Annotated in this window: 7 protein-coding genes; 6 read left to right on the forward strand and 1 reads right to left on the reverse strand. The window is 71.6% G+C overall.

Going from position 1 to position 18,752, the window contains the following annotated elements:
• Positions 1-5 precede the first annotated feature (5 nt).
• From GPY60_RS00305 to GPY60_RS00325, 5 genes are read left to right on the forward strand one after another with little or no spacing between them, the layout of a single operon-like run.
• Entirely contained in the window at positions 6-6,479 is a 6,474-nt protein-coding gene (locus tag GPY60_RS00305) for a non-ribosomal peptide synthetase (protein WP_156685576.1), read from the forward strand.
• Positions 6,476-10,894, forward strand: a complete 4,419-nt coding sequence (locus GPY60_RS00310) for a non-ribosomal peptide synthetase (protein ID WP_156685577.1) — start codon at positions 6,476-6,478, stop codon at positions 10,892-10,894. Before GPY60_RS00305 ends, GPY60_RS00310 begins: the two co-directional genes overlap by 4 nt.
• Positions 10,891-12,174: an NADPH-dependent L-lysine N(6)-monooxygenase MbtG gene (mbtG, locus tag GPY60_RS00315; protein WP_156685578.1), complete on the forward strand. Its 1,284-nt coding sequence runs from the start codon at positions 10,891-10,893 to the stop codon at positions 12,172-12,174. The genes GPY60_RS00310 and mbtG overlap by 4 nt, the downstream gene beginning before the upstream one ends.
• Positions 12,152-12,361 (forward strand): MbtH family protein, encoded by a 210-nt coding sequence (locus GPY60_RS00320; protein ID WP_156685579.1) that lies wholly within the window; start codon positions 12,152-12,154, stop codon positions 12,359-12,361. The genes mbtG and GPY60_RS00320 overlap by 23 nt, the downstream gene beginning before the upstream one ends.
• Positions 12,362-12,399: 38 nt before the next feature.
• On the forward strand, positions 12,400-13,053 hold the full coding sequence (locus tag GPY60_RS00325) for a GNAT family N-acetyltransferase (RefSeq protein ID WP_156685580.1): 654 nt from the start codon (positions 12,400-12,402) through the stop codon (positions 13,051-13,053).
• Between the two features lie 9 nt (positions 13,054-13,062).
• Here GPY60_RS00325 and GPY60_RS00330 read toward each other — a convergent pair whose 3' ends face one another.
• Entirely contained in the window at positions 13,063-15,477 is a 2,415-nt protein-coding gene (locus GPY60_RS00330; RefSeq protein WP_156685581.1) for an FHA domain-containing protein, read from the reverse strand.
• A 198-nt stretch (positions 15,478-15,675) separates the two neighbouring features.
• Here GPY60_RS00330 and GPY60_RS00335 point away from each other — a divergent pair, with 198 nt between their 5' ends.
• Positions 15,676-18,750, forward strand: coding sequence for an MMPL/RND family transporter (locus GPY60_RS00335; protein ID WP_370462633.1), 3,075 nt, complete (start codon positions 15,676-15,678; stop codon positions 18,748-18,750).
• Positions 18,751-18,752 lie beyond the last annotated feature (2 nt).

Consider the following 18,752-nt stretch of genomic DNA (forward strand, 5'->3'; position numbering starts at 1 on the left):
TTCGCGTGACCGATACCGTTGACGTCCGGATCACAGACGAGGACCTGGAGTCGTTGCAGCGCAGGCTGATCGAACGCGGGCTGGCGAGGTCCGGCCCGGCGGCCGACGCCGCGGTCATGTCGGCCGGCCAACTGCGGATGTGGTTCGTGCAGTTGCTCGACCCGGGCAGCGCACTGCTCAACGTGTGCACGTCCTACCGGATCACGGGCGCCGTCGACATCGCCCGGCTGCACCGGGCCGTCGACGCGGTGGCCGCCCGGCACGCGGTGCTGCGCACCACCTACCACACCGACGGCGCCGGCGAACCCCGTCCGGTCGTGCACGACGCACTTAAGCCGGGCTGGGCCGAACACGACCTCTCGGGGCTCAGGGAGCAGGCCGGCCGGCTGCGGCTGGAAGTGCTGGCCCAGCGCGATTTCGGCCGGCCGTTCGACCTGACCGCGGAATCGCCCCTGCGCGTCTCCGCGGTCCGGCTCGGCGCCGACGACACGATGCTCCTGCTCACCGCCCACCGCATCGCGTGGGACGACGGCTCGTGGGCGCCGTTCTTCGGCGACCTCGTGCGCGCCTACGCCGACCCGGCCGCGGTCGCGCGGTCCGTGGTGGAACCGACGATCGCCGATGCCGGCGCCGCCGACGACGACGTCGACTACTGGCGGGCCCTCATGTCGGATCTGCCCGAGCCGCTGGAACTTCCGGGCCCCAACGGTTCGGTGGTGCCCAGCACGTGGCGATCGCAGCGCGTGGCGCTGCCGTTGTCCGCGGCGACGGTCGAACGCGCCGCCGCGCTGGGCAGCGAATGCGGCGCCACCCCGTACATGGTGCTGCTGGCCGGATTCTCCGCCCTCCTCATGCGCTACACCCAGGCCACCGACTTCCTGATCGCGGCGCCGGTGCTCGACCGCAGCCCCGGAACGGAGCACGCCATCGGCTGCTACGACAACCTGGTCATCCTGCGGGCACGGCCCCGGCCCGGCCTGACCTTCCGCGGCTTGCTGGCCGACACCCGCGACGACACCGCCGGCGCGCTGGCCCACCAGCGCGTCAACCTGGACTGGCTGGCCCGGGAGGTCAATCCCGACCGCCGCCACGGCGCCGAGCGAATGACCTGGGTGGGCTTCGGATTCCGGCAGCCCGACGGCGGCGGCTTCTGCCCGCCGGGCGTGGAGTGCCGGCGCGGTGACCTGCGCGGCCAACTCAGCCACCTGCCCCTGAACTTCACCGTGGAACCCGCCGCCGACGGCGGGGCACTGGTCGAGGCCGAGTACCAGGTCGAGGTGCTGGACCAGCCCGTGACGCAGCAGATGCTGGAGCACTACGCCGTCCTGCTGGACAGCGCGCTGGCCGCCCCCGACGCCGAGTTGGGCCGGCTGACGTTGATCAGCGACGCGGACGCCGAGTGGCTGCGTGGCGCCTCGTCGGGTCCCCGGTTCGACACGCCGGCGACCACCCTGCCGGGCCTGGTCACTAAGCGCGCGGCCCTGACGCCGGACGCCGTCGCCGTCGTCTACGAAGGACGCCACTACACCTACCGGGAGATCAACGAGGAATCGAACCGCTTGGCGCGCTGGCTGATCGAGCGGGGCGTGGGCACCGAGGACCGGGTCGCCGTCCTGCTGGACAAGTCGCCGGAGCTGGTCATCACCGCGCTCGGCGTGCTCAAGGCCGGCGCCGTCTACCTGCCGGTCGACCCGACCTATCCCGAGGACCGGCTGACCTTCATCCTCGACGACGCCCAGGCCAAACTCGTTGTGCGCGAGCCTGTCACGGGTCTAGCCGGTTACTCCGGCGCCGATCCGGGCGAGGATGAGCTGATCCGGCCCCTGCGCCCGGACAACACCGCCTACCTGATCTACACGTCGGGTTCCACCGGGCTGCCCAAGGGCGTGCCGGTCCCGCACAAGCCGATCGCCGAGTACTTCGTCTGGTTCGGTGACGCCTACCAGGTCGACGAGACGGACCGCCTGCTGCAGGTGGCGTCCCCCGGGTTCGACGTGTCCATCGCCGAAATCTTTGGGCTGCTGATCTGCGGTGGCCGCCTGGTGATCCCGCGGCCCGACGGCCTGCGCGACATCGGCTACCTGACGGACCTGCTGCAGCGCGAGGGCATCACGTCGATGCACTTCGTCCCGTCGCTGCTCGGCCTGTTCTTGTCGCTGCCCGGGGTGAACCAGTGGCGCACCCTGCGCCGCGTGCCGGTCGGCGGCGAGGCGCTGCCGGGCGAGGTCGCCGACAAGTTCAACGCCACGTTCGACGCGCTGCTCTACAACTTCTACGGGCCCACCGAGACGGTCGTCAACGCGACCAGCTACCAGGTGGAGGGCGCCCAGGGCACCCGGATCGTGCCCATCGGGCGCCCCAAGATCAACACCCAGATCCACCTGCTCGACGACGCGCTGCAGCCGGTGCCCGCGGGCGTGATCGGCGAGATCTACATCGGCGGAACGCACATGGCCCACGGCTACCACCGCCGGCCGGCGCTCACCACCGAGCGGTTCGTCGCCGACCCCTTCACGCCCGGCGGCCGCCTGTACCGCTCGGGCGACCTGGCCCGCCGCAACGCCGACGGGGACATCGAATTCGTCGGCCGCGCCGACGAACAGGTCAAGATCCGCGGCTTCCGCATCGAGCTGGGCGAGATCGCCGCGGCCATTTCGGTGGACCCCAGCGTCGGTCAGGCCGTCGTCGTCGCGGCCGACCTGCCCGGGCTGGGCAAGAGCCTGGTCGGCTACGTGACGCCGGCCGAGGGCGGCCCGGACACGGTGGACGTCGACCGCATCCGCGCGCGGGTCGCCGTCGCCCTGCCCGACTACATGACCCCCGCCGCCTATGTCGCGCTCGACGAGATCCCGATCACCGCGCACGGCAAGATCGACCGGAAGGCGTTGCCGCAGCCGGAGATCGCCGCGGCCACCGAGTACCGCGAGCCGACGACGGAATCCGAGCGCGCCGTCGCCGGGCTGTTCTCGGCGCTGCTCGGCCACGAGCGGGTGGGCGCCGACGACTCGTTCTTCGACCTCGGCGGGCACTCGCTGGTCGCCACCAAACTAATCGCGGCGATCCGCAGCGAATGCGGCGTCGAGGTCGGCATCCGCGACATCTTCGAGCTGGCGACGGTCGCCCGGATCGCCGAACGAGTCGACCAATTGCATTCGGGCGCGGCCACGTTCACCCGGCCGAAGCTGGTCAGGACCCCCCACGACGGGCCGCTCCCGCTGTCGGCGTCGCAGCTGCGGAGCTGGTTCGCCTACCAGATCGAGGGCCCCACCGCGGTCAACAACATCCCGTTCGCCGCCCGGCTCACCGGGCCGTGCGACGTCGACGCCCTGGTCGCCGCCCTCGGCGACCTCGCCGCCCGCCACGAGATCTTGCGAACGACTTACGCCGAGATCGACGGCGTGCCCTACCAATTGGTCGACCCGGCCGCTCCGCTGCCGGTGCGGCAGGCGACCGGCGACGGCGAGCCGTGGGTGCAGCGGGAACTCGACGCCGAGCGCGCCTACTGCTTCGAACTCGACCGCGAGTGGCCGATCCGGGCCGCCGTGCTGCACACCGGCGACGAGCACGTGCTCTCGCTGGTGGTGCACCACATCGCCATCGACCACTGGTCGGGCGGTGTCCTGTTCACCGACCTGCTCATCGCCTACCGCGCCCGCCGGGCCGGCGAGAGGCCGTCGTGGGCGCCGCCTCCCGTCCAGTACGCCGACTACGCCGCCTGGCAGGGCGCCCTGCTGGCAGAGCCGGCCGGGGACGAGCCGAGGGTCGCGGCGTCCCAACGCGATTACTGGAAGCGGCAGCTGAAGGGATTGCCGGAGGACACCGGGCTGCGGCCCGACTTCCCGCGGCCCCCGGTTCCGAGCGGCGCCGGTCACTCCGTCGAGTTCGGCATCGACCGGCGCACCCGCGACCGGCTCGCCGAGCTCAGCCGCGAGCTGGGCGTCACCGAATTCATGCTGCTGCAGGCGGCCGTGGCCATCGTGCTGCACAAAGCCGGCGGGGGCGCGGACATTCCGCTGGGCACCCCCATCGCGGCGCGCGCCGAACCGGAACTGGACCAGCTGATCGGCTTCTTCATCAACATCCTGGTGCTCCGCAACGACCTGCACGGCAACCCCACCCTGCGCGAGGTGCTGGCCCGCGCCCGCGAGACAGCCCTGGGCGCCTACGCGAACCAGGACCTGCCGTTCGACCGGGTCGTGGATGCCGTCAACCCGGTCCGCACCCTCTCGCGCAACCCGCTGTTCCAGGCCGTCGTCCACGTGCGCGACCACCTGCCGGCCGCGCGGGTGATCGACTCGGGCCCGGCCGGGGACACCGTCTTCACCGCGATGGAGCCGACGTTCGACGTCGCGCATGCCGACCTGAGCGTGAACTTCTTCGGCACCGACGAGGGCTACCGGGGCAATGTCCTCTACCGCACCGAGCTCTACCGCCGCAGCACCATCGAGCGCCTGGTCGGCTGGCTGACCCAGGTGGTCGACGCCTTCGCCGGCGACCTGGACCGGACGCTGCGGGATGTGCAGCTGATCGGTGCGGGCGAGCGCGGGCGAATCGTCACCGAGTGGAGCCGCGGCCCCGAGCCGCCGGCCGAGCGTCCGCTCACCATCGCCGAGCTGCTCGAGCCGAGCCGGCAATGGGGCTCCGACCGGACCGCGGTGCGGTGCGGGGGCGAGCGCATCGATTATGCCGCGCTGCACCGCCTTTCCGACAACTTCGCGCGCCTGCTCGCCTCGCACGGCGTGGGACCCGGCTCGCTCGTGGGCCTGTCCACGCGACGGGGCATCGACATGGTGGTGGCGCTGGTCGGCATCATGAAGGCCGGCGCGGGCTTCTTCCCGCTCGACCCCGGGTATCCGCGGGCGCGCAAGGAGCTCATGCTCGACGACGTCGACCCGCGGGTCGTCGTCGTGACCGGTGAGGCGCTCGACGGCATGCCGGAGCGGCCCGGCATGACGCTGATCTCGCTCGACGATGAGGCGGTGCGCGACGCCATGGAGGGCGAGCCCGCGGGCGGTCCGCTGCCCGCGGCGCACCCTGACGACCCGATGTACCTGGTGTTCACGTCGGGATCGACCGGCAAGCCCAAGGGCGTGCTCGGCACGCACCGCGCGATGACGAGCCGGCTGAACTGGCAGCTCTGGGATTATCCGGTGCGCGGCAACGACATTCGCCTGGCGCAGGCCTCGTACACGTTCCTCGAGGGCTGCATGGAGACCCTCGGCGGCCTGGCCGCCGGCGCGACCACGATCCTGGCCGACGACGCCGAACACCGCGACCCCGAGGCGCTGGCGTCGCTGGTGCAGGTGCATTCGGTGGCGCAGGTGACCGCCGTGCCCACCCTGGTGTCGGCGATCGTCGGGTCGTGGCCCGAGGCGTTCGGGTCGCTGACCCGCCTGGTGTGCGGCGCGGAGCCGCTGACGGTGTCGCTGCAGGAGCTCCTGCTCGCCACCTACGGCGACGACGTCGAGTTGCTGAACAACTTCGGCGCCACCGAGACGTCCGGCGCCCTGGTGCGCGGGCCGATGACGCCGCCCGTGCCGCTGTTGGGCACCCCGATGACCGACGCCCAGGTGTACCTGCTCGACGACGGCCTGAACCCGGTGCCGCCGGGCGTGGTTGGCGAATTGTATTACGCCGGTGGCCAACTGGTCCGGGGTTACTGGAAGCGGGCTGGCCTGACCGCGTCGCGGTTCGTGCCCAACCCGTTCGCCGCCGAGCCGGGCGCGCGGTTCTACCGCAGCGGCGACCGCGCCCGCTGGACCGAGGACGGCCGGCTGGAGTTCGTCGGCCGCACCGACCACCAGGTGAAGGTCCGCGGCTTCCGCGTCGAGCTCGGCGAGGTCGACCAGGCGCTGCGGGCGGTCGACGGTGTGGCCGCGGCCGCGGCGCGGGCGTGGGACGTCGAGGGCAGCACCACGCTGGCCGGTTACGTGGTGCCCGAACTCCCGCTCGCCGACGAGGCGGACCGGTCGGCGTTCGCCGCGGCGGTCCGCGCCGAGGTCGGCCAGGCGCTGCCCGGGTACATGCTGCCCTCGTCGATCACGGTGCTCGACGCCATGCCCAAAACCGAGTCGGGCAAGCTGAACCGGCCCGCGCTGCCGCGGCCCGCGGTGAGCACCACCGGCCACAGCGAGCCCCCGTCCACCGACACCGAGCGGGCGCTCGCGGCGGTGTTCGTGGACCTGCTGCCGATCACCGAGATCGGCCGCTTCGACGACTTTTTCGCGCTCGGCGGCGACAGCGTCCTCTCGGTGCAGCTGGCGTCGCGGGCACGCGAGGCGGGCCTGACGGTCAGCCCCCGCATGGTGTTCGAGAACCCGACGCTGCAGCTGCTGGCCGCCGCGGTGGACGCCGGGCGCGGCGCCGAGACGGATGCGACCGACGCCGAGCACGCGCCGATGAGCACGTCGGGGCTGTCCCCCGACGACCTGGCGGCGCTCACCCAGTCGTGGGGCGCGTCGCAGGACGGGCCCCCGTGACCGCGGCCAAGGCCGGCGCGGCGCCGGCCATCGAGGACGTCATGGCGCTCAGCCCCCTTCAGGAGGGGCTGTATTCGCTGACCGTGTTGTCGGAGCTGGCGGACGCGTCCGTCGACGGTCCGGTCGACGATCCCTACCTGATCGGGATGACCGCCGACATCACCGGCCCGCTCGACGCCGAGTTGCTGAAGCGCTGCGCCGCAGCGATGCTGGTGCGCCACCCGAACCTGCGGGCCAGCTTCATCAGCCGCGACATCCCCCGCCCGGTGCAGATCGTGCCGTCGCATGTCGAGCTGCCGTGGCGGCAGGTCATCGCGGCGCCGGAGGACATCGAGAAGCTGGCCGCCGCGGAGCGGTCCCGTCCCTTCGACTTCGAACGGACCCCGGCGATCCGCTTCCTGCTCATCGAATTGCCCGATGACCGTTGGCATCTGGTGATCACGGCGCATCACATCGTCATCGACGGCTGGTCGCTGCCGATATTCGGGCTGGAGATGATCGCGCTCTACGGCGCCGGCGGGGAGCCCGACGCGCTTCCCACCCGGCCGCGGCCCTACCGCGACTACATCGGGTGGCTGGCAGGTCGCGACCGCGCCGCAAGCGAACAGGTTTGGCGCGAGCACCTCGCCGGGTTGCCCGGCCCCACAATGCTTTCCGCGGCGATGACCGCTCAGCACGGCAGCGCGGGCGGGTCCGCCGCCGGCCTGCCGCGGCGCACCAAGTTGCGCGCCGACCGGCGGGCGACCGCGCGGTTGACTGAGGGTGTCCGCTCGCGGGGCATCACCGTGAGCACCCTCATGCACATGGCGTGGGCGTTGGTGCTGTCGCGCCTGACCGACCGCGACGACGTGGTCTTCGGCGTCACCGTGTCGGGTCGGCCCCCCGAGCTGTCCGGCGTCGAAAACATGGTCGGCTTGTTCATCAACACCGTTCCGCTGCGAGTCCGTCTCGACTCCGACGCCGCCGTCGGCCCGCAATGCCTTGCGCTGCAACGCACGGCGGCGCTGCTCCGCGACCACAGCTACCTCAGCCACGCGCAACTGCGGGCCATGGGCGGAGTCGGCGACATGTTCGACACCCTGCTGGTCTACGAGAATTTTCCCACCGCGGGCGTCGCCGACAGCGACGGGTTGACCGCCGGCGGCGTGACATTCCGGCCGGCCGAACTGGAAAGCGTGTCGCACTTCCCGGTGGCGCTCGCGCCCCACATGGACGACGGCGAGCTGGTGGTGTGGGTCGAGCTGCTCGACGGCGCGCTGGGCGCCACGACCGGCGAGCAACTCGGCCGCCGGGTGCTGGACACCGCCGAGCGCCTGCTGTCGAGGTGGGACGACCCGCTGCGCGACGTCAGCGTGCTGCTCGACGACGAGACGGTCCCGCTCGCCGGTGCGGGCACCCCGGCGCCGACGACCGGCTTCCACAGCCGGTTCGCCGCGGTCGCCGCGGCCAACCCCGAGGCCCCCGCGTTGAGCTGGGCGGGTGGCGCGATGACCTACGCCGAATTGGACGCGGCCGCCGACGGGCTCGCCGCGACGCTGACCGAGCGGGGCGCCGGGGCGGAAACCCCGGTCGCCCTGCGGCTTCCGCGGGGCCCCGAGTACATTGTCGCGGTGCTCGGCGTCCTCAAGGCCGGTGCCACCTGCGTTCCGCTCGAACCCGGGATGCCCCCCGAGCGGGTGAAGTCGATCCTGCGCCAGACCGGCGCGACCATCGTCGTCGACGACGAGATGGTGTCCGCCGCCGGGCGCGCCCCCGCCGGCTTCCGGCCCGCCAACGTCCATCCCGGCCAGGCCGCCTACATCGTCTTCACGTCCGGAACCACCGGAGAGCCCAAGGGCGTCATCGGAACTCATGGCGCGCTGGCCGCCTATGCCGACGACCACATCCATGCCGTCCTGCGCCCGGCCGCCGCCCGCCTGGGGCGCAGCCTGCGCGTCGCCCACGCCTGGTCGATGGCGTTCGACGCCGCCTGGCAGCCCCAGGCCGCCCTGCTGGACGGCCACGCGCTGCACATCGTCGACGAACACACCCAGCGCGACGCCGAGGCCCTGGTCCGCACGATCGCCGAGCACCGCCTCGACATGCTCGACACCACGCCATCGATGTTGGCCCAACTGCGGGCGTTCGGCCTGCTCGACGCCGTGCCCCTGGCGGTGCTCGGGGCCAGCGCGGAGGCCATCGGGCCGCCCGGCTGGCGGGCGATCCAGGACGCGTGCGCGCGCAGCGGGATGGTGGCGTACAACTACTACGGCCCCACCGAAACCACCGTCGAAGCGGTCGTCGCGGCGATACCCGACTTCGACGAGCCGACGATCGGTCGCCCGACCCGGCACACCCGCGGCTACGTCCTGGATTCCGCGCTGCGGCCGGTTCCCTTCGGGGCCGCCGGCGAGCTGTACCTGGCCGGCGCCCAACTGGCCCGCGGCTATCTCGGGCGTGCCGGGGAGACCTCGATCCGGTTTGCCGCCGACCCGTTCGGCCCCGGCGAGCGCATGTACCGAACCGGTGACGTGGTGCGCCGGCAACCCGACGGCTCGCTGCATTACCTCGGCCGGGCGGACGCGCAGGTGAAGATCCGCGGCTACCGCGTGGAACCCGGCGAGATCGCCGCGGCGCTGGAGTCCCACCCCGCGGTCCGGCACGCGCATGCCGTGGTGCGCGAGCAGCACGGCGGCCCGCGGCTCCTCGCCTACGCCGTGCGCGCGGACGGCCGGGCGCCCACGCCCTCCGAACTCCGCGACATGCTCGGTGAGCGCCTGCCGCGCTACATGGTGCCGCAGCGCGTCGTCGTGGTCGACGACATCCCGCTGACCCCGAACGGCAAGATCGACGAGGTCGCGCTCGCCGGCGCCGACACCGACACCGAGGCAAACGCCGACTCTTCGGCCGAGACGGACACCGAAGCCGCTCTGGCGCAGGTGCTTTCCGAACTGCTGCAGGTTCCCGATGTCGACGTGACGGCGGACTTCGTGCAGCTCGGGCTGGACAGCATCGTCGCGCTGTCGGTGGTGCAGGCGGCACGCCGCCGCGGCGTCCCGCTGCGCGCCCGGCTGATCCTCGACTGCGCCAACATCCGCGAGCTCGGTGCCGCCGTCGATCGCGAGGCCGACGGCGCCGACCGCCCGACCGCGGAAGACGGTGGCCCGATCCCGTTGCTGCCCAACGCGATATGGCTCTACGAATACGGGGAGGCCCGACGGCTCGCGCAGACCGAAGCGATCCGGGTGCCCGACGGCACCACGGGCGAGCAATTGCGGGCGGCGTTGTCCGCCGTCCTCGACGGCCACCCGGTGCTGCGTTCGCGGCTCGACCGCGCCGGCATGACACTGGTGCCCGGCCCGGCGCCGGAGATCCTCACCGAGGTCGCGGTCACCGGTGACCTGACGGCGGCGGTCACCGCGCACGGCAACCGGGCCGTCGAGGGACTCGATCCGGAGAACGGCCGCGTGGCGGCGGCGCACTGGCTGCGACCGCCCACCGGGCCGGGCGTGCTGGTGCTGACCGCGCACGTGCTGGCGATGGACCCGGCGTCGTGGCGCATCCTGCTCGGCGAACTGGACACGGCGCTGCACGCGCTGAGCGCCGGGCACGCGCCCCCGGCCGTCCGCGAACACACCAGCTACCGGCGCTGGGCCCGGGCGCTCGGCGCACGCGCCGAAAGCCTTGACAGCGCGCCATTTTGGCTGTCCCAGCTGGACGGCGCGGACCCGGACCTCGGCGCGCGACGGGTGGACCCCGCCCGGGACCGGGCGGGCGACCTGTTGCTGCGGCCGGCCGCGGCCGACGCCGACGTCTCCGGGCGCCTGCTCGCGTCGGGGATGCCGGTGTTCGACCTGTTGATCGCGGCAATGGCGCGCACGGTGAATCGGTGGCGCCGGCGACGCGGTCAGCCCACTCCCCCGCCGCTGTTGGCGCTGGAGACGCACGGCCGCGCCGACACCGTCGTCGATGCCGACGAGCCCGTCGACCTCACCGACACGGTGGGGCTGCTCAGCTCGATCTACCCGCTGCGGATACCGACCACCGACCCGCGTCGGGTCGCCGCGCGGCTGGCCTCCATCCCGGGCGCGCCAATCGATTACGGGTTGCTGCGCTACCTTCGCGCCGAGACCGCCGAGCAGCTCGGGGGGCAGCCCCAACCGCAGGTGCTGCTCAACTACTTCGGGCGGATCGACGTGGGCGATATCGGCACCGGGCTGCGCCTGGACCGCGAGCTGCTCGGCGGCATGCCGCCGCTGCCGGAGCCCGACCTGGCGGTGCGGCACGAGCTGACCGTCATGGCCACCTTCCTGGGCGCCGGCGACCAGCAGGTGCTGGTGACGCAGTGGCGCGCGCTGCCCGACGTCCTCAGCGAGGCGGACATCGAGGACCTCCAAAACATTTGGACCGAGGCGCTGAGGGAGCTGGTGGCATGACCACACTTGCGATCATCGGGGCGGGCGCCAAGGCGGTTGCCGTCGCGGCCAAGGCGTCCGCGCTGCGCGCGATGGGCGTCGACACCCCGGAAGTCATCGCCGTCGAACGCACCGGGGTGGCCGCCAACTGGCAGGCCAGCGGGGGCTGGACCGACGGCGCCCAGAGCCTGGGGACGAGCCCGGAGAAGGACGTGGGTTTCCCGTACCGCTCGTCGGTGGCACCGCGGCGTAACGTCGAACTCGACGAACGGATGACGTCGTTCAGCTGGCAGGCCTACCTGATTGCGACCGGTCAGTTCGCCCACTGGGTCGACCGCGGCCGCCCGGCGCCCACCCACCGCCGGTGGGGGCAGTACCTGCGCTGGGTCGCCGAACGCACCGACATGGACGTGGTGCGGGGCGAGGTCAACCGGATCGCGGTCGCCGGACAGCGCTGGGCCGTGCACACCACCGACAGCACCGTCCATGCCGACGCGCTGATGGTCACGGGACCGGGGCAGGCCGAGCGGACCCTGCTGCCGGGCAACCCCCGCGTGCTGTCGATCGCGCAGTTCTGGCATCGCGCCGCGACGCACGACCGGATCAGCGCCGAACGGGTCGCCATGATCGGCGGCGGCGAAACGGCCGCGGCCATGCTCAACGCGCTACGCCGGCAACCGATCTCGACGATCACGGTGATCTCCCCCCAGGTCACCCTGTTCACCCGCGGGGAGGGGTTCTTCGAGAACTCCCTGTTCTCCGACCCCACCGACTGGGCCGCGCTCACCTTGGCCGAACGCCGGGACGCCATCGCGCGGACCGACCGCGGCGTGTTCTCGTCCAGCGTGCAGGACTCGCTGATGGCGGACGACCGCATCCGCCACCTGCGCGGCCGGGTGGCGCACGCGGTGGCCCGCGACGACCAGGTCCGGCTCACCCTGAGCACGAACCGCGGCAGCGAAAACTTCGAAACCGTGCACGGATTCGACCTCGTCATCGACGGGTCCGGGGTCGACGCGCTCTGGTTCACCGGCCTGTTCAGCCAGGACGCGCTCGACCTGCTCGAGCTCGGGCTGGGCGGACCGCTCAGCGGCGAACACCTGCAGGACGCGATCGGCTACGACCTTTCCGTCGACGGCGTCACACCGAAACTCTTCCTGCCCAACCTGGCCGGGCTCAACCAAGGCCCGGGGTTTCCCAACCTCAGCTGCCTGGGACTGCTGTCCGACCGCGTGCTGGGCGCCGACATATCCGCCACCGATCCGATGAGGAGAAACCATGAGCACCAACCCATTCGATGACGAGACCGGCACCTTCGTCGTCGTGGTCAACGACGAGGAGCAGCACAGCCTGTGGCCCACCTTCGCCGAGATCCCGGCTGGCTGGCGGCGGGTGTACGGCGAGGCTGGCCGCGCCGAGTGCCTGCAGTACGTCGAGGAGCACTGGACCGACATGCGGCCGAAAAGCCTGCGCGAATCGCTGAATTGACACCGACGCCCGCGGACGAACACCCCGAAAGGACGGCCATGACCTCGATACCCAAAACGGACCAGCCGGAAGTGGAAGTGGTGCTGCCGCGGGAACTTACCGACCTGCCCGACGCGGTTCGCGACGTCCCGCCGCCACCGTCCGACGTCGAGGTGCCCCCGCCCTACGCGTTCCGGCTGGTCGACCCCGACGCCGACGCCGAGATGATCGCGGAGTGGATGCGCCGCCCCCACCTCGCCGAGGCCTGGGAGTACGTGTGGCCCGTGTCGCGGTGGCATCGCCACCTGCGCGCCCAGCTGGACGGCGGCTACTCGCGCCCGTTCATCGCCAGCATGGACGGCATCGACCGCGCCTACATCGAGTTGTACCGGGTGGCAAAGGATTCCATCGCCGACCGGTATGATTGCCACCCCTACGATCTCGGCATTCACGCCGGAATCGCCGATCTGACGATCGTCAACAAGGGCGTCGCCCAGTTCGTGTTGCCGTACTTCGTGGCCAGTGTGCTCACCATGGAGCCGGGTTGCCGTCGGGTGGTGTTCGACCCCGACCACCGAAACACGATGGCGCGCCGCTTCTGCGAGAGCAGCGGCTGCGTGTTTCTGGGCGAACACGACATGGCGAACCGCCGGATGGCGCTGTACGCGCTGCCGCGCACGCCGGCGGACATCCCGGCCGGTCGCGCGGGCTGACCGCGTCGGTCACCCACCGGTCCTGCGCCTGAGCAGCTTTCGCGCGATCGCTCGCGGCCGCCAGGTCAGCAGGGTCACCCACGCCGCCGCGGACGCGAGCAGCAGCGCCATGTCGAGGGCCCACCGGCCCGCCGAGTGGGTCCACAAGCTGTCCCCCGGAACGCCGACGGTGGCGGCCGCCGCCGCGAATCCCCACCGGGACGGCACGATCCACGAGATCTCGTTGACGCCGAGCCGGCCGGTCAGCGGGAACATGCCGCCGCAGAGCACCAGCGAGACCACGACGGCAAGCATGAACAACGGGACCACGTCGCGCTTCTGGTGCGCCAGCGCCGACAGCGCCAGCCCGATGACGGCCGAGGCGAGCGCGGTCGCCAGCAGGGCGAGCAAGAGCTCCGCGACGGGCGCGTGCGTCAGGACCGCGCCGCGGGCGGGCGGTCCCTGGCCGAGGACCGCGATCGTGGTCAGGATGGCGACCTGTGCGGCGGCGAGGACGCCGAAAACCATTGCCTTGCCGGCCAGATAGGCACGCGCCGACAGGCCCGCGGAACGCTCGCGAAGGAAGATTCGCCGTTCGGCGACGAGTCCCCGGATGGTCAGTGCCGTCCCCATGAAGACTGCGGCTAAGACAAGTACCACCAGGATCTCGACAGGGCGCGAGCCGCGCGGGGCGGCCAGGCCGGCCCGGCCGGGCACCGCCAGCGCGAGCCCCCCGAAGGCGAACGGCAGGAGGGCAAGGAAGGCGAGGTGCCGGCGGTCGGCCAGGATCAGCCGGACCTGGCGGCGAGCGACCATCGCGGCCTGGCGCGGCGGGCTCACGCGGCGAATCCTGCGCGCGCGCAACGGCACCGGCTCGGACTCCGCCTCCGACGCGACGGGTTCGGTGGCACCGGACGCATCGGGCACGCTGTCGACGGGCCGGCCCGCCTCGGCCACCTCCGCCTTCATGCGTGCCGGGGCGCCGACGAAAGCCGTTCGGCCGCCGGAGGTCAGCAGCACCACCTGGTCGCAGCGGCTCAGGGATGCCAGCGACTGCGTTGCCACCACGACGATCCGGCCGGCGTCGGCGAGTTTTCGCGCGATCGTCATCGTCTGCCGGCCGATGGACGGGTCGGCCTCGGTGACGTCGTCCTCGAAGATCACCAGCGTCGGCCCCGTCAGCAATTCGATCGCCGCGGTGACGCGCCTTCGCTCGGCCCGCGACAGCGTGCCCACCCGGGCCAGCCGGTGCGGGGTGAGCTCCAGCTCGTCGATCACCCGCTTGACGATCCCGCGGCGCTCGGCCGTCGACGTGTCGGACGGCAGGCGTAGTTCGGCTGCGTAGCAGAGGACTTGGTCAACGGTGAGCCCGTCGTGCATGACGTCGTCGGAAGGCACCGTCGCGACGCGCGCCCGCACGTGCTCGGCGTGGATATCCATTCCGTCGCAGCGCACCGTGCCGGTACTCGGGGAGGCCTGGCCAGCCAGCAGCGTCAGCAGCGCGGATTTCCCGGCGCTCGGTGGTCCGATGACGGCGGTCAGGCTACCGCGACGTGCGCTGAGGTCGACGGCGCCGAGCACCTGGGCGCCGTCGACCGCCAGACCGAGGTGACGGGCCTCCACTCCGGGGCGGGCCGCCTCCGGTGGGGGCACCAATTCACCGCCGGAAACGGTGTAGTCGGCATTGCCCACGGTGACGACGTCACCGTCGCGCAGCAGTGCGCGCCGGACGCGCCTGCCGTTGACGAACGTGCCACCGCGCGCCTTCAACTCCGGCCCCGCGTCGGTGGGCGTCAACGTGGCATGCCGCCGGGACACCAGCGAGTCGTCGACGCGGATGTCACTGCGCGGCGACCGGCCGATGGTCAACGGCTTGCGGCGGCCGCGAAAAAGCTTGCGCGCGGGCCTGATCCCGGGTTCCGCGGCGGGCGCCCCGTCGTCCACAGCGCGCGCCGCAAATGGCGCCGTGACCGCGTCGTCCGGGGGCGCCGCGGGCACCGGCGTCGTCGCGAGTTCGGGTTGCGCCGGCAAACCCGGGACCGTCTCGGCGTGGATCGGCGACGGATGCACCCGCCCGGCCGGGCGGCGCCGCCACGCCGTAAATGGCTGGGGCGCCGGATGACGCGCGTGACTGAGGCGGACGACGACGCGCGCCCCCCGGTGGGGATCGCCGATATGGAACGCCTGGCCGTCACGGACGGGAGCGGTGGACACCGGCCTGCCGTCGACGAAGGTACCGTTCTGGCTCTGGTCGATCGCCAACCAACACGTGCCGTCAAACCGCAGGACCAGGTGCGTGCGCGAGGCCCACTCGTTGGCCGGGCCGTCGAGCCGGACGTCTGCCCCTTCACCGCGACCCACCGTGACGTCACGGCCGGGTGCAAACGTGTAGACCGCCGACCCGACCTGCACGGTCAGCGGCGGCGCGAACGTCTGGGTCCGCATGGCCAGCACCTTCCGTCACCACCGCCACCTGAGGCGATGCACCGCTTGACGGGCTACCCGCTCGCCGACCCGCTACACGGCCGGCGCGGCTGAGGATTCGCTGAGCATTCGTGTGGGACGGGGGACGTTGGGTATCTCCCAGGGGTGTTACGCCGCGACCCGGCACTCGAGCCGCCGGCCGGAGGATTCTTCCCGCGCCTGGCGCGGCTCGTCGTGCGCCGGCCATGGGCCGTCATCGGGTTCTGGATTGCGCTGGCCGCGACGCTGAACCTGACGGTGCCGCCGCTGATGCAGGTCGTCAGGGAACACTCGGCCGAAATCCTGCCCAGTGACGCGCCCGTCATGGCGACGGCCAGGGACATGGCCAAGGCATTCCACGAGCCGGGATCGCAGAACGTGGCCGTCGTCGTGCTGACCGACGAGCACGGGCTGTCCGCGGCCGACGAAGACGTCTACCGAAGGCTGGTCGACCGGCTGCAGGCCGACCACGGCGATGTCGTCGCGGTGCAGAACTTCGTCACGACGCCGGCGCTGCGGGACGTCACGGAGAGCAAGGACCACAAGGCGTGGTTCCTCCCGGTCAGCATCGCGGGGCAGCTGGGCTCGCCCCAGGCAAACGACGCCTACGCGCACGTCGCCGACGCGGTGAAGGAGACCGTCAAGGGTTCCGCGCTCACCGCGAACACGACGGGCCTGACCGCCACCACCGCGGACATGTCGCGGATCGCCGAGCGCGACCTGAAGGTGATCGAGGCCGCGACCATCGTCCTGGTGCTGCTCATCCTGCTGGTGGTGTACCGCAAGTTCGCGACCATGCTGCTGCCGCTCCTGACGATCGGCGTGTCACTCGTGACCGCGCAGCAGGTGGTGGCCGGGCTGGCCAAGATCGGCCTCGGCCTCTCGGACCAGACCGTGGTGTTCATGACCGCGATGATGATCGGCGCGGGCACCGATTACGCGGTGTTCCTGATCAGTCGCTACCACGAATACCTGCGGCGCGGTTGCGATTCCGACGAGGCCGTCGCGAGGGCGTTGCCGTCGATCGGCAAGGTGATCGCCGCCTCGGCGGCGACGGTCGCGGTCACGTTCCTCGGCATGGTCTTCACCCGGCTGAAGGTCTTCAACACCGTGGGACCGGCCCTGGCGGTGTCGGTCGCGGTGGCGTTTCTCGCCGCGGTCACCCTGTTGCCCGCGATCATGGTGCTCGTCGGCCGGCGCGGGTGGATCACCCCGAGACGCGATGTCACCACCCGCTTCTGGCGGCGCTCCGCGGTCCACATCGTGCGTCGGCCGTGGGCACACCTCGCCACGAGCCTGGTGATCCTCGGCGCGCTCGCCAGCTGCGCGACCCTGGTGCGCTACACCTACGACGCGCGTCAGGCCCTGCCGTCCGGCGCGGAGAGCAACGTCGGATATCAGGCGATGGACCGCCACTTCCCCGTCAGTTCCACCGTGCCGCAATACATTTACGTCCAGTCCCCGCACGACCTGCGCAACCCGCGCTCGCTCGCCGACCTCGAGCAGATGGCGCAGCGGGTCAGTCAGCTGCCCGACATCGCCACGGTCCGGGGCGTCACGCGCCCGACGGGGCAGACGCTCGAGGAGGCAAAGCTCAGCTATCAGGCCGGCGAGGTGGGCAAGAAGCTCTCCGACGCGTCGGGCCAGATCGCCGGGTCCAACGGCGATCTGGACGCGCTGACCAACGGCTCGCGCGAATTGGCCGACAGCCTGGGGCAAGTCGCGGGCCAGGTGAACCACGCGATCAGCGCGATCAACGGCCTGGCCGGCGACGTCACCGCAATGGAGAACCGGCTGGCCGGGAGCGGGACGCTGCAGGAGTTCCAGCAGCTGGCCGCCAACATGCGCGCCGCCGGCGGCTCGATCGGGGCCAACGTCGCCAACGTCGACAGCGTGATGCATTCGGCGGACTCGATTCTGGCGGGCCTGCAGGCGAGCCCCGTCTGCTCGAAGGATCCGGCGTGCACCAACGCCCGTCAGCAACTTCAGCTGCTCGTCAACGCCGGGCACTCCGGGGCCTTCGACGGGATCGCGAACCTGGCCAAGCAGCTGCAGTCGACCCCCGAGGTGCAGAACATGGGCGCCTCGCTGCAGGCCATGCGGGCCACGCTCGACCGCGCGGTGCAGACCATCCAATCCCTCGGCCTGGCGAATCCCGCTGGGCTGCAACAGAAGCTGGCTGACATGCAGCGGGGCGCCAACGCGCTGGCCGACGGCAGCAAGAGGGTGGCCGACGGGGTGCGGGCGCTGACCGATCAGACCAAACAGATGGGCCGGGGGCTCTCCGACGCCGCGGCGTTCCTGCTGTCGATGAAGCTCAACGCGTCGCAGCCGGGCATGTCCGGGTTCTACCTCCCGCCCGAGGCCATGAACGACGCCCGATTCGCGGACGTGGCAAAGGTTTTCGTCTCGCCGGACGGGCACGCGGCGCGCTACATGGTGCAGTCCAAGCTCGACCCCTTCAGCACCGAGGCGTTCGACCAGGACAAGGCGATCCTCGACACCGCGCGCGGCGCGCAGCCCAACACCTCGCTGGCCGACGCGTCGATATCGATGTCCGGGATGACCCCGATGTACACCGAGATGCGCGACTACTACAACCACGACATCCGGTTCATCATCGGCATGACCATCGCCGTGGTGCTGCTGATCCTGACGCTGCTGCTGCGGGCGGTGGTCGCACCGCTGTATCTCGTCGGCTCCGTGATCCTCTCGTACCTGTCGGCGCTGGGCATCGGCGTCCTCGTCTTCCAGGTCATCGGCAAGCAGCCACTCGGCTGGAGCGTGCCCGGGATGGCGTTCATCGTGCTCGTCGCCGTCGGCGCCGACTACAACATGCTGATGATCTCGCGGATCCGCGACGAGTCACCGCATGGGATCCGGTCCGGCGTGATCCGGACGGTGCGCACGACGGGCGGGGTCATCACGTCCGCGGGACTCATCTTCGCCGCGTCGATGTTCGGCATGCTGTTCGGCAGTGTCAGCACCATGATCCAGGCCGGCTTCATCATCGGCGTGGGCCTGCTGCTGGACACCTTCCTGGTGCGCACCATCACCGTGCCCGCCTTGGCGGTCCTGGTCGGGAACGCGAACTGGTGGCCGGCGAAGTGGCGTCCCGCGGGATCTCCGGGGCGAGCCGCGTCGAGCGCGAAGGCGTCTCACGCGACCGACGTTCAACCCGCGGCGCCACACGGTGACGACTTCGATCCGGATTCCGCGCTGTGGCTGTGGTCGATGGCCGCTCACGGCCGATAGCA

Source organism: Mycobacterium sp. Marseille-P9652, assembly GCF_902652685.1.
Lineage (GTDB): Bacteria > Actinomycetota > Actinomycetes > Mycobacteriales > Mycobacteriaceae > Mycobacterium.